Source organism: Shigella sp. FC1567 (assembly GCF_001743015.1).
In the GTDB taxonomy this organism is placed as follows: Bacteria; Pseudomonadota; Gammaproteobacteria; order Enterobacterales; family Enterobacteriaceae; genus Escherichia; species Escherichia coli.
The window spans coordinates 1-12203 of the sequence record NZ_MIIV01000040.1 but is presented as its reverse complement, the minus strand read 5'-3'; the positions used below and the strand labels follow the sequence as shown (position 1 = coordinate 12203).

The 12203-nt window shown below is 49.0% G+C and carries 12 protein-coding genes, 1 tRNA gene and 2 pseudogenes; 5 read left to right on the top strand and 10 right to left on the bottom strand.

What is annotated here, in order from left to right; genetic code table 11:
- Nucleotides 1-234: IS1 family transposase (locus tag BHE85_RS03460; protein ID WP_001393844.1), on the top strand; the 234-nt coding region annotated here is incomplete at its 5' end.
- A gap of 9 nt (nt 235-243) precedes the next feature.
- Here BHE85_RS03460 and BHE85_RS03455 read toward each other — a convergent pair.
- Nucleotides 244-723: pseudogene (locus tag BHE85_RS03455) on the bottom strand (MFS transporter); the annotation flags it as partial.
- A 214-nt stretch (nt 724-937) separates the two neighbouring features.
- Nucleotides 938-1852 (bottom strand): GntR family transcriptional regulator, encoded by a 915-nt coding sequence (locus BHE85_RS03450; protein ID WP_000091565.1) that lies wholly within the window; start codon nt 1850-1852, stop codon nt 938-940.
- Nucleotides 1853-1990: 138 nt separating this feature from the next.
- Here BHE85_RS03450 and lgoD point away from each other — a divergent pair, with 138 nt between their 5' ends.
- Nucleotides 1991-3013 carry an L-galactonate oxidoreductase gene (lgoD, locus tag BHE85_RS03445; protein ID WP_000106045.1) on the top strand — a complete coding sequence of 341 codons (1023 nt, stop codon included), beginning with the start codon at nt 1991-1993 and terminating at the stop codon, nt 3011-3013.
- 138 nt (nt 3014-3151) lie between these two features.
- Here the strand turns inward: lgoD and opgB are convergent, their stop codons facing one another.
- The 6 genes from opgB to BHE85_RS03415 all read right to left on the bottom strand — a co-directional run bounded on the left by opgB (nt 3152) and on the right by BHE85_RS03415 (nt 8861).
- Complete coding sequence (gene opgB, locus BHE85_RS03440) at nt 3152-5443, bottom strand: phosphatidylglycerol--membrane-oligosaccharide glycerophosphotransferase (protein WP_001292641.1); 2292 nt, start codon at nt 5441-5443, stop codon at nt 3152-3154.
- A gap of 253 nt (nt 5444-5696) precedes the next feature.
- Nucleotides 5697-6191 (bottom strand): DUF2501 domain-containing protein YjjA, encoded by a 495-nt coding sequence (gene yjjA / locus BHE85_RS03435; protein WP_077897492.1) that lies wholly within the window; start codon nt 6189-6191, stop codon nt 5697-5699.
- 48 nt (nt 6192-6239) lie between these two features.
- Entirely contained in the window at nt 6240-6977 is a 738-nt protein-coding gene (gene dnaC, locus BHE85_RS03430) for a DNA replication protein DnaC (RefSeq protein ID WP_000799911.1), read from the bottom strand.
- Nucleotides 6978-6979: 2 nt separating this feature from the next.
- A complete protein-coding gene (gene dnaT, locus BHE85_RS03425; protein WP_000098818.1) occupies nt 6980-7519 on the bottom strand; it encodes a primosomal protein DnaT in 540 nt (179 codons plus the stop codon).
- Nucleotides 7520-7626: 107 nt separating this feature from the next.
- The gene (locus BHE85_RS03420; RefSeq protein WP_039064359.1) at nt 7627-8100 is read right to left on the bottom strand and encodes a threonine/serine exporter; all 474 of its coding nucleotides are present in this window, start codon (nt 8098-8100) and stop codon (nt 7627-7629) included.
- On the bottom strand, nt 8091-8861 hold the full coding sequence (locus BHE85_RS03415; RefSeq protein ID WP_004986869.1) for a threonine/serine exporter family protein: 771 nt from the start codon (nt 8859-8861) through the stop codon (nt 8091-8093). Before BHE85_RS03415 ends, BHE85_RS03420 begins: the two co-directional genes overlap by 10 nt.
- A 618-nt stretch (nt 8862-9479) precedes the next feature.
- Between BHE85_RS03415 and BHE85_RS03410 the strand changes: the two genes are divergently transcribed.
- Complete coding sequence (locus BHE85_RS03410) at nt 9480-10205, top strand: helix-turn-helix domain-containing protein (protein ID WP_000936621.1); 726 nt, start codon at nt 9480-9482, stop codon at nt 10203-10205.
- Nucleotides 10163-10839: pseudogene (gene bglJ / locus BHE85_RS03405) on the top strand (DNA-binding transcriptional activator BglJ). Before BHE85_RS03410 ends, bglJ begins: the two are co-directional and overlap by 43 nt.
- 37 nt (nt 10840-10876) lie before the next feature.
- Here the strand turns inward: bglJ and fhuF are convergent.
- Nucleotides 10877-11665, bottom strand: coding sequence for a siderophore-iron reductase FhuF (gene fhuF / locus BHE85_RS03400; RefSeq protein ID WP_000331559.1), 789 nt, complete (start codon nt 11663-11665; stop codon nt 10877-10879).
- A 140-nt stretch (nt 11666-11805) separates the two neighbouring features.
- On the opposite strand from fhuF, the gene BHE85_RS03395 reads away from it, so the two are divergent.
- On the top strand, nt 11806-12042 hold the full coding sequence (locus BHE85_RS03395; protein ID WP_001403902.1) for a DUF1435 domain-containing protein: 237 nt from the start codon (nt 11806-11808) through the stop codon (nt 12040-12042).
- Between the two features lie 38 nt (nt 12043-12080).
- On the opposite strand, the gene BHE85_RS03390 is transcribed toward BHE85_RS03395, so the two are convergent.
- Nucleotides 12081-12167: transfer RNA gene (locus BHE85_RS03390), tRNA-Leu, on the bottom strand.
- Nucleotides 12168-12203 lie beyond the last annotated feature (36 nt).

Genomic DNA, 12203 nt, shown 5'->3' with positions numbered 1-12203 from the left:
TCGGCCTTTGAGGTCGTGGTATGGATGACGGATGGCTGGCCGCTGTATGAATCACGCCTGAAGGGAAAGCTGCACGTTATCAGCAAGCGTTACACTCAGCGCATTGAGCGACATAATCTGAATCTGAGACAACATCTGGCAAGGCTGGGACGGAAGTCACTGTCGTTCTCAAAATCGGTGGAGCTGCATGACAAGGTCATCGGGCATTATCTGAACATAAAACACTATCAGTAAGTTGGAGTCATTACCCCAGTCGTTAATGACTTTTACACCGCATGGGTTCATCGGCGCTTCACCAATCCCCATACCGATACGCACCAACACGAACTGCGTAAAGTTGTGCACCATGCCAGACATTGCCTGGAACAGTGACCAGAAGAACATTCCCAGTCCCAGCATCAGGCGTGGGCCTTTACGATCCAATAGTGGGCCGCAAGGAAGTTGCGCAATCCCGTAAGCGAGTGAAAACACGGAGAGCAAAGCGCCGATTTCAGTGGCACTTAATCCCAATTCTTCACGAATCGTTAAATTTGCTACCGACAGCGAACTGCGGTCGAGATAATTGATTACCGCCGCAAAAAATAATAACAACATGGCGGTGGTTTGAATGCGTTTAATTCGGGTACTGCGTTGAACTAATCCATCTGGTGGCACGGGAATATCTGCCGACGAAGATGGAGTAAATGAAGAACGCGGATCGATGGTGATATTTTCTTTTTCCACGCCGGACTCCTGTATTTATAATTTTAATTGTTTACGTAATTGTGCATTACGCATGGTTGACATTAACGGCAGGTTAAAGTTTTAGGACTTTACTACCGCTCACAAAAACATTTTTAGTCGACTGATTGTGAGCATAGGTAAGCGGGAATTTCCCGGTATTTATCTTTTGATAAAACCGTGCACCCGCTAATAGTTTGCTGTTTTTAATCCGTACTTAATGAGCATAACGCGTGTTCTCATTAATGGATCGAATCATTGATTGTTTAGCTGAATTCAAATGGTTACGGAGCGCAAGGGTGGCATCGAGGTCACTGCGGCAAATCAGAGCGCTGAGAATGGTCATATGCTCATCGACGGCAATGATATTGCGCTGTTTAAGATCGCTTTCGTCCCATTGATAGTGAAAATGAAAGATGACTGAGATGATCTCAAGCGATTGATCAAAAAAGATATTGTCGGCAGCTGAAAGCAGTAAGGAGTGAAAATCTCTGTCAAGTTGCGAGAACATGCGAAAGCTATTGCCGATGTTGTCACGCAGTAGCCGATGACGTTCGAGCATGGTTTTCGCCTGCAGCCAGCGGGGATCATGATCAGGCAGGTTGAGAAAGTGCTGAAGTGAATGTGTTTCGAGCATTTCGCGTAGCTCAAACAGCTGCTCGGCGTAGGATTGATCGAATTGCTTCATGCTCCACTGGCCGCGCTTTTCGCTTTGAATAAGATTATAACGGCCGAATTTTAAAAGATATTCTCTTACAACCACCGGGCTGACACCCGCGGCCCGAGCCAGTTGCAGTTCAGAAAAAGTTTCCCCTGGGCGTAACTGGCGCTGGTTTATCAGCGTGAAAAAAGCCTGCTCAAACACTTTGTTTTGTTCACTCATTGAAGCGGTAGTACAGGCGAAACCGTCATCGTGGTCAGGTTTACGCGCAATAACATAGTCGTTTCCAACCTGCGTCAAGACGCCGCATTCGCGTAAATGGCTGAGAATATGACGCACTGTGGTGCGGCTGATGTTGTACATTTCCGCCAGCGCACTTTGCGATGGAAGTGGGGAAGGGATATGACCCCGCGCCATATCATCAATGACCTGGTTAATCACATTGTGGCGTAAATTTTGTGAACGACTCATATTTTCCTCCTTGTGAGTCCATTAAAACCCGATTTAAAACATTTTTATGCGTGTGTTTTCACAAAACAGATTTTCCGTTCCGCTGCCATTTTTCATTTTCATTGATATCTAAGGCAACAAAAAATGGAGAGCCGAATCATGTCTACGATGAATGTTTTAATTTGCCAGCAGCCGAAAGAATTAGTCTGGAAACAACGCGAGATACCTATTCCGGGTGACAATGAAGCATTAATAAAAATTAAGTCTGTCGGGATTTGCGGTACCGATATTCATGCCTGGGGTGGAAATCAACCATTTTTTAGTTATCCACGTGTTTTAGGCCATGAAATATGTGGGGAGATTGTTAGGCTGGGTAAAAATATTGCTGATCTTAAAAATGGTCTGCAAGTTGCTGTGATCCCTTATGTTGCCTGTCAGCAATGCCCGGCGTGTAAAAGCGGGCGTACCAATTGCTGTGAAAAAATTTCAGTCATTGGCGTGCATCAGGATGGCGGTTTTAGTGAGTATTTGAGCGTGCCGGTGGCGAACATTTTGCCCGCAGACGGTATTGACCCGCAGGCGGCAGCATTGATTGAACCTTTCGCTATTAGCGCTCATGCGGTGCGTCGCGCAGCCATTGCTCCCGGCGAGCAGGTGCTGGTGGTCGGGGCGGGGCCAATCGGTCTGGGCGCGGCGGCAATCGCTAAAGCCGATGGCGCACAGGTGGTGGTGGCGGATACCAGTCCGGCGCGCCGTGAACATGTGGCAACGCGTCTGGAATTACCTTTACTGGACCCGTCAGCCGAAGATTTTGACGCGCAGCTACGGGCGCAGTTTGGTGGTTCGCTGGCGCAGAAAGTGATCGACGCGACAGGTAATCAACATGCGATGAATAACACCGTGAATTTGATTCGTCACGGCGGCACGGTGGTATTTGTCGGCCTGTTTAAAGGTGAGTTGCAGTTCTCCGATCCGGAATTCCATAAAAAAGAAACGACGATGATGGGTAGCCGCAACGCCACGCCGGAAGATTTTGCTAAAGTCGGTCGACTGATGGCGGAAGGAAAAATCACTGCTGACATGATGTTAACCCATCGCTATCCGTTCGCCACGCTGGCAGAAACCTACGAGCGCGATGTGATTAACAATCGTGAGTTGATTAAGGGTGTAATTACTTTCTGATAAGGCGAGATTATTAAAGTTGCCATGCAGCGTCCGGGGAAGTGTTGGGCGCTGTTTTTTTCTGTTTCTCAATGATGTTTTGTAGGCCGCAGAAGGTGTGTAGGTCGCACCTTATGCGACCTACACATCAGTCAGGAATTATCCTTCACGTTCCACCACTTTAATTTCCACCATGCCGATCCCGAGCTTACGTGGCGAGTGTCCGAGGATATTCCCTTCGTTGGTTGAGACAGGTTCCGGCGGCACAATTACCAGTGTGTCGGCATCGGTTGGGTTATCGAAATGCAGTGTGGTGGTGGTCACTTCATTGCCCAGCACAAGGGTTTGTTCTTCATTGCCTACGCGTACCGGAATAGGACGGCTGGCGTTATTGCCGTATGCTTTGGCGGTAATCACCAGGTCAAATTTCTTTGGCAGCGGATGCTTGTACTCGATTTTTACTTCATCGCCCAGCTGCGCGTTGGACCAGCGGCCCCACGACTCTGGACGGGAAATCCCACTAAACTGTTTCACCTCTTCTGGCGCACCGGCGACGTTGAAGATGAAACTGTCGGCTTTGTAGCGAATATCGTTATCAACAATTTTCAGCGTATCGACATTGCCTTTATAACGCGCCATGTCGATGACCGTATCTTTAAATGCCGTTTTGCCCTGCCATGTTGTTTTGTCAACATGTTGAACAATTTGCTGACCGCCAAGCTGCCCTTGCGAGACACACCAGTCGGTGGAGAGTGCCAGTTCCGGAGCCCAGAGTTGTGCCATCTTATAGCAACGGTCAACCCAGACGAAATTGTCGCGTGGAGCGAAATCGGCCAGCTGGAAACGCAGCGGTGCTGAGTATTCGCTTTCCGGCAGCGGTTCCACGCGTTTGTCTGAAACCCGCAACAGCAGCGGCAAACGGAAATGGCTACCCGAGAAGGCAATCATGTTTTTCTGCTGGTCGATGGTGAACTCTTTCATCTCTTTAGGGAATTTCCACAGGCGGATGATATCCGGCTTCCACGCCAATGTTTTCTCTTTGATATTGAGGAAGATTTCCGACATCGACTGCCCGGATAAACTGCTACGACCAAGTCCGAGATAGTTATCGCCACCGAGAATGTCCAGCACCGTCGCGCCGTTATCCATCGTGTTACGCTTCACTGCCAGCGTCTCTTGCTGCGGCTTGTCGCCACGAATGACAAAAAACAGGTTATTGCGATCCTGCTTATTGAGGTATTTCCACGCCGTGTTGTTCATCGCTAAATGGTCAGAAGAGACGACGATGACGGTATCTTTAAACCACGGTGACGCTTTGATTTTGTTGATAAACGCCGCGATATTCTCCTGGCTGCAACTTACCGCGCTGAATGACTGGTTCGGCTTACCGTCAAAATCATATTTTTTGCGGTTACAGGTACGCGAGATAAAACCATCCGGGTGATGGGTATCGACTGTCAGGGTAAACAGTGAGAATCGCTGACCTGAGCGGGAAAGCTCTTCAAACTTTTTCCACGCTTCATCGAGAACGGTATCGTCGTAGAATCCCCAGTCGTTGCGATAGTGCGGGTCGGCCACCACGCTTTTCAGCTCTTCTGAGCCGTATAAGTGGTCGAAGCCATGCGACTTCAGGAACACATCTTTACCGGCAAAACGCAGATTCGCGCCCTGCACGAAATAGTTCTGATAACCCGAGTTTTTCAGGATATCGCCCAGACAGATGTTCTGCGGGAAGAAGCTGGAGACAGAGGCGGAGGCGTTGCCTTCAAAGGGGGCAAACAGCGGTATGCCGCACTGAGAAGCCACCATGCCCGCAATCGTGTAATCCGTTCCTGGCAGCTGCTGCGTGTGGCTGAAATCCAGGCCTTCATTTTTCAACGCGCCCAGTTCAGGCGTGAGATCCGGGAAAGCTTCGTTATCAAAATAGGTCCGCTCGAGACTTTCGCCGTAGATATAAACCAGGTTGAGTTTCGGGTCAGGGATAGTTTTCGACGGCTCTTTATAATAAGCCGCAAAGTCCGGGTCGCCATCGCGTGACTGGGATTTCACCAGTTCCGTTATCTGACGAAATGCCGGGCTGGCGTCCACCGAACCCAGCGCCAGTAAGAGCGCCAGCAGGCTGTAACCAAAATGGTGCGGATGATGGCGACGATGGCGCAGGATCCAGCCCAGCGCACCGAACACCGCTGTCAGCCCCAGCACAATGCCGATACCCGGCAGGATGTATTTGCTGACGCCAGCACCGGTCAGGCTGTTGGTTAAGGTATAGAGAACCGCGTCGTTAATACCATCGCCAGTAAAATAGTCGCTGGCAAACAGGGTGATATTTAAAACGACAAATAGCCCCAGCACCGTTAATGTGGCTGCAAACCACCAGGTGTTACGTCCCGCTTTCCATGCGTAAATCAGCACAGAGGCGAGAAAAAGGGCGAAAGAGAGTAGTTCTGACAACGGGCGATCCTCACTAAACCGGGCCGTTTAGCCAACGTTTAAGCTTTTTGAGAAGAACAATGTAATGGCGTCGCCATATTGCTGCAATTCTAGTGTCAAAAAAATGCGATGTTGTTAGGAATTAGTTTATAAACAGACTTTTTTGATCGCGGTCGCTTCCCGTGTAACAGGGGGAAAACCGTCCAGAAGCAGGGAAAAGGGCAGGAGAGAGCCGCGTCAGCCGGGTAACAGCTAAAACGCGGCGTTTCGCGGTTCAGGAAATGAAGTTCAGCCCCTGCTTTAACACCAGATCGCAGGCTTTGGTTTTCACCTTTTCTGCCAGCGGAGTCGTTCCGATGTTATCCAGATTGAGTTGCTGACCATCTTTGGTTTTCAGCAAACCCTGAATGCCATCCAGATAGTTGGTGTCTTCTTTTTGCTCTTCACTGTTCAGGCCCAGCTTTTCCAGCACCTGGTTCTTGATGTTTTCGGCATCGGTTACCGACGCCAGCTTTTGCTTCGCGCAGTATTGCAGAATGCCTGCGGCGTTGTTCATGTTATCTGCGCTTAAGGCCTGGTTCCCGCTGTTAAGCAAGTTAGTTAATGACGCGAGCGACCAACCGCCTTCCTGTGTCGTGCTGTTTTGGTTGCCAAGTTCGCTGGCGGCGCTGGAGAGCGCATCTTTCCAGGACGCAGCATGCACCCCGGTGGAAATTAATGCGCTGGCGGCAATGGCACAGCACAGAAGATGTTTAACAGTTTCCATCATCATTACTCAAGGTGGAATTGTGTCGCAGTATACCGCCAGAAACGGGGATTAATACTCTTTACCTGTTACCCGGCTACGGTAGCTATCCCAGTTGAAGATCACCCACAAACTGTTACCCAGGCGCATACGGTCCATCACGCGTTCGCCCAGCAACTTGGTCATCTCTTCCATATTACTGTTGGTCAGCATCCCGGTTGGGCGTTTGGAAGAAGAGCGGCGATCGACGATCTGGTTGATGATCACTTTTTCGTATTTCGATTCGGTCTGCACGCCGATCTCATCGATCACCAGCAGATCAACGTTGCTCAGATCGTTAAGCAGTTGTTCTTCACTGGTACCGCTATTCCTGAAGGTATCTTTCATCGCCGACATAATATCGGCCACGGTGATGATCAATACGGATTTACCGCGTAGCAGCAGCTCGTTGCAGATTGCCGCCGCCAGATGGTTTTTGCCGGTTCCTGGCTTACCAGAAAAGATGAAGCTGGCGATGTTGCCGTCAAACTCTTCGACGTACTGGCGCGCTTTGCTTAACGCATTCATCTGCCCTTCACACTCAACGCGATAGTTCTCAAAGGAGCAGTTCTGATGCAGTGGCCGAATACCGGAGCGGTTAAAGGTGCGCTGCATTTTCATCGCCCGATTTTCACGTTCGAGAGCGGCGGAGCGGATCGCTCCTTGTTCTTTCTGCCAGGCCAGTAGTTCTTCACCCGTTTTGAATGCAGGTTTGATATGGGCAGGCATCATTTTTTGCAGGCGTTGCATCAGGTCGCCAACGTTTTTCATCGTTACCCTCTGAATCCTGGTGGAATTTGACTGTCAGGTTCGCTGACCGTATTCACATCTCGTTTCGGCAGTCCGCCGTTGCTGGCACGACCGATTTGCAGGCTGCGCGCCAGTTTTTGTTGCCACTGCACATGGTGAAAGACTTTACCTTCCGCCTGCCAGTAGGCAATGAATGAGGCCAGTTCTTCGGTGGTCACCGGCTCTCTTAGTGCCACACCCCATAGCGCCGCCAGGCGGATAAAATCGGCATCGGGTTGCCAGTCCGGATACATGGCGAATTTCCCCATGGGTACAGCAACGGGAGCGGCTTGCGGTTCCTGATAGAGTTGATCGTCCAGAGCGACATCGCTTCCCGGACGCGCCAGCTTTTCTTCCAGCGCCAGCAGTTCAGCCAGGCGTGCAGGCGTGACGGCATAAAACGCCGGGGCATTGTTAGCAAATACGGCAACCACACCGCCTTCAGCTTTTGCCAGAACGGTTTGGTGATCGTGTACCAGGGCGTCAATACCAACGACGTCCGGGGTCAAAACTCTGGAAGACATACTGTTTCTCAAATATGGAACGATGAACGAGAAGGGAGATAACTTTTATAGTAACACACGGAGGAGAGGAGGCTGTCTCTCATCCGTGTGCTTTAAGCGAGGCAATTTTATACGCGAGGGCGCTTGCGGTACAACCATAATCCAGGAATGGAAAGACCGATGGATAACGCACCAACAATCGATGAAGCTGTAAGAAAGTTGGTTAACAGGGTAATCATCAACGGTTCGCTGTAACCTAACTGGCTGATTTTTACCGCCGAAATCATTGCGGTATAAGCCGATATGCCCGGGAACATAGGGATAACAGCCGCCACGGTAAACACTTTCGGATGCGCCAGATACCAGCGCGACCATTGAATACCAATGGTGCCGACCAGCATGGAGGCCATAAAGGTTGACCACTCAATATTCAGCCCTCTGGTCATTAAGATCATTCGTGAACCATGACCAATCGCGCCAAGCAGCGCACACCAGCGTAATGCCCGAACGGGAACGTTGAACACCATCGCAAAGCCGACCGCTGGAATGGCGGCGAGGATCATATCCTGCGTCAATGCAAACAGAAACTCGATCACACCCATCCGCGTAGCCCCCAAATCGTCAGTGCCATCACCACGCCGACGCAGGTAGCCAGTGTCAGCAGACTGGCGATCGCCCAGCGTGCCAGTCCGGTATTGATGTGGCCTTTAAACATATCGGCGACGGCATTAATCAACGGAAATCCCGGCACCAGCAGCAGAACGCTGGCGGCCATCGCGATAGTGGGTGTATTGCTGAAAGTGGGAAGTTGCAAAAGCAATCCGGAAATGGTGGTGGCGGCGAAAGCGGTGAGGCAAAAGTTGATCTGCGGATGAAGATGACGTTGTGCCAGCAGCTGGCGGATATACATCGCGGCCGTACTGGCAAAGAAGGTGATGATGGCACCATCCCAGCCACCTTTATTGAGTTTGCAGAAACAGGCGCAAGAAAGGCCAACCATTAAGGCTACCAGCCATCTTGGGTAACGTAATGGCTGAATTTGGCTAAATCGTTTCTCTACGCCTTTGTAATCCAGCAGATGGTGCTCCGCCAGAATCACAATGTGCTGGACTTCAGTCACCACATGCATATTAATGCCGCGATCGTGATTTTTACGTGTCGATGTCAGGCATTGCCCATCTTTAATGGTTGTCAGCACTATGGCGTTCGAAGAGATAGAACTTTCGACGCTGTCCATCCCCAACGCCCGACCCAGTCGTGAGGAAAGCTCATCAACCAACGCGCTTTCCGCACCATGTTGCAAAAGAAATAATCCACACTGGATACAAAGCCGTGTTACGGCTCGCTGTTGCTCAGTTTGCATAACTCGCCCTTTGTCATAGACGTGCTGCGTATTGTTCAGATAATGAGAATCCATTTGTATCATGAAGCACGGTTGTTTTGCGGTAGGTTAAGATCAAAATTGCGCTGATTAATCCTGGTTATCGGGACAAGCTCGGTGATAAAAAGCGAATTATCTCTCGCCGCAAACAAACTATCACATGAATATTATCACTATAATGAATTTATTGTTTGGCCTTTACGAATCAGGATAATAGATAACCGGGCACGTTTTTTAATGTTAACAAGTTAAAACCATCAGATTTCATTGAATAAATATTGGTTGTGTGACTTTTCATTCTGCGGGAAGGGATATCATTTAATTATAAATTAAATGAATGTGATTTCTGTTTTTCATTAAGTATTCCTAACAACTTAATGTAGATATTTTAAATGTCTCCAGGCTATTTCACCAGGTTATCATTTGATGCTAACCTTCTGACACATGCAGTGGAGTTGTTGTGCAGCAGGAGTATGCTGATATGAAAGTGAATGCTAAGGATAATTTATTCGCTTAATCTATTAATTTGCTGGAAACATTTAAGGAATGAATATCCTGAATAAACCATCATGATTTTTAGACAGTGGATGTGGAGGAAATATGTTGCCAGGATGCTGCAAAAATGGAATTGTTATCAGTAAAATACCTGTTATGCAAGCAGGGTTAAAAGAGGTCATGAGGACTCACTTCCCTGAATATGAAATAATATCCAGCGCCTCTGCGGAGGACTTTACCTTATTACAATTACGTCGTTCCGGATTAGTCATTGCTGATTTAGCCGGTGAAAGTGAAGATCCACGTTCTGTTTGTGAACATTATTATTCTTTAATCTCACAATATCGGGAAATTCACTGGGTTTTCATGGTGTCACGCTCCTGGTATTCCCAGGCAGTAGAATTGCTCATGTGCCCTACGGCGACGTTATTGTCTGATGTTGAACCCATTGAGAATCTGGTCAAGACCGTACGTTCCGGCAATACGCACGCAGAGCGTATCAGCGCCATGCTGACCTCTCCGGCAATGAATGAAACTCATGATTTTAGCTATCGCTCCGTCATTCTCACTCTTTCAGAGCGCAAGGTACTGCGGCTATTAGGTAAAGGATGGGGCATCAACCAGATAGTTTCGTTGCTTAAGAAAAGTAATAAAACTATCAGCGCCCAAAAAAACAGTGCGATGCGTCGACTGGCAATTCACAGCAACGCTGAAATGTATGCATGGATAAATAGCGCGCAGGGTGCAAGAGAACTTAACTTGCCTTCTGTTTATGGAGATGCCGCAGAATGGAACACAGCCGAATTAAGAAGAGAAATGTCGCACTCATAGAAAAATGCGTCATGAGCAGTATCGGTATTGAGAGTTTATTCAGAAAGTTTGCGGGTAACCCTTATAAGCTCCATACCTATACCAGTCAGGAGTCATTTCAGGATGCCATGTCGCGGATCTCATTTGCGGCGGTCATTTTTCTTTTTCTGCCATGAGAAGTGAGCGCAGAGAGGGATTATCTTGCCTGACTGAACTGGCGATTAAGTTTCCGCGTACCCGGCGTTTAGTTATTGCGGATGATGATATTGAAGCTCGGCTGATTGGTTCATTGTCGCCATCACCGCTGGACGGTGTATTAAGTAAAGCGTCAACGCTGGAGATTTTTCATCAGGAACTCTTTTTGTCATTAAATGGTGTACGTCAGGCGACCGACCGACTGAACAATCAGTGGTACATTAACCAAAGCCGGACGCTAAGCCCGACGGAGAGAGAAATATTGCGCTTTATGTCGCGTGGCTACTCAATGACACAAATTGCCGAGCAGCTTAAACGCAATATCAAAACGATCCGTGCACATAAATTTAATGTGATGTCGAAACTGGGCGTCAGTTCTGATGCAGGGGTGTTGGAGGCCGCAGATATTCTGTTATGTATGCGGCATTGCGAAGCAAGTAATGTGTTGCATCCCTATTAATCCGCATGATGCCGGGTTTACTTCCCCGGCAGTGCTTTCATTTCAGCGTACAATCGCCACATTGCTGCACATCCGGTAAGCGATAACGCTGGCAGCAGGTTCGGCGCACCAGCAGGCCATCGCGCAGCACGACGGTACGCCAGAGTGGATTATCTTCACCGTTCGTGAGCGTTTTCTCAAAAAAGAGGGCATGGCGCAGCGATTCAACCGTCGCCTCGCCGAGCAGTTGCTTCATCTCAGTGAGATACCAGTTGATCAAATAACCGGTATTACTCCAGATAAGTTTGCCGTTGATCTCTCCGGTCGCTTCTAGTGCCTGCACAACCGGAACCAGCGCCTGGCTGATTAACGTTTCCATTCGCTGCTGCGGCGAATGTGGTGTTGCGTTTTTATCTTCACACACATCGACCCAGAAACAGGCGACGCGTCCGGTTTCGTGAAACTCAGCATGGAAATGTTCCGGCGACACATCTAATGCCTTTTCCTGCGTCAGTAGCGCCAGCATTAATGGTGGCACCATCAGGCCGATATACCATTGTGCCCATAGTGAGATCAGCGGTTTGTTCTCGCGGATCATCGTTGGTTGGTTGCGATAGATATGATCGGAATAGACCGCGAGTAGAGAACTTAGCGCATTCGGTGATGACCATTGCGCCAGCGTCATGGCGTTAAGCGGAGCGGGTTCATCCAGGCGGATAAACTCGAGCAAATGTTCACGATGTTTGGCGATCGTCGCACGTACGGCTTGTGCAAGCCCAGCATCCTGCGGCTGGAGATGCGTTCGCCAGATGATATCTTCATAGAGCGGTGCGGAACGATAGGCCATAATCGGGATAGTAATCTAAATGATAATGATTGCTAATCCTAGCGATAGGTTTACCCGATAGCAAGGGATTTCTCTGGCTTGCAAATGATAAAAATTATCATATGATATTAGTTATCATTATCAATGAAAGAGATGAAACCATGTTGCAACGTACGCTGGGCAGTGGCTGGGGAGTGTTGCTGCCGGGATTGCTGATTGCAGGGCTGATGTATGCGGATTTATCGCCGGATCAGTGGCGGATTGTCATTCTGATGGGATTAGTATTGACGCCGGTGATGCTGTATCACAAACAGTTACGGCATTACGTTTTGCTACCATCGTGCCTGGCGCTTATTGCTGCCATCATGCTGATGATAATGAATTTGAATCAGGGATGAAAAATCAAGGAAGAAACAAGAAAGGAAGTAAAGATAATTGGTGCGAGGGGGGGGACTTGAACCCCCACGTCCGTAAGGACACTAACACCTGAAGCTAGCGCGTCTACCAATTCCGCCACCTTCGCCCAGTGCGAGCAATTATCAACGTTGGTTTTTGGTGC

What these genes read in the sequence shown, in the direction of transcription:
- dnaC (WP_000799911.1), bottom strand. Translation starts at nt 6,977, where the DNA reads ATGAAAAACGTTGGCGACCTGATGCAACGCCTGCAAAAAATGATGCCT.
- BHE85_RS03450 (WP_000091565.1), bottom strand. Translation starts at nt 1,852, where the DNA reads ATGAGTCGTTCACAAAATTTACGCCACAATGTGATTAACCAGGTCATT.
- yjjA (WP_077897492.1), bottom strand. Translation starts at nt 6,191, where the DNA reads ATGATGGAAACTGTTAAACATCTTCTGTGCTGTGCCATTGCCGCCAGC.
- fhuF (WP_000331559.1), bottom strand. Translation starts at nt 11,665, where the DNA reads ATGGCCTATCGTTCCGCACCGCTCTATGAAGATATCATCTGGCGAACG.
- lgoD (WP_000106045.1), top strand. Translation starts at nt 1,991, where the DNA reads ATGTCTACGATGAATGTTTTAATTTGCCAGCAGCCGAAAGAATTAGTC.
- BHE85_RS03395 (WP_001403902.1), top strand. Translation starts at nt 11,806, where the DNA reads ATGTTGCAACGTACGCTGGGCAGTGGCTGGGGAGTGTTGCTGCCGGGA.
- BHE85_RS03415 (WP_004986869.1), bottom strand. Translation starts at nt 8,861, where the DNA reads ATGCAAACTGAGCAACAGCGAGCCGTAACACGGCTTTGTATCCAGTGT.
- BHE85_RS03420 (WP_039064359.1), bottom strand. Translation starts at nt 8,100, where the DNA reads ATGGGTGTGATCGAGTTTCTGTTTGCATTGACGCAGGATATGATCCTC.
- BHE85_RS03410 (WP_000936621.1), top strand. Translation starts at nt 9,480, where the DNA reads ATGTTGCCAGGATGCTGCAAAAATGGAATTGTTATCAGTAAAATACCT.
- dnaT (WP_000098818.1), bottom strand. Translation starts at nt 7,519, where the DNA reads ATGTCTTCCAGAGTTTTGACCCCGGACGTCGTTGGTATTGACGCCCTG.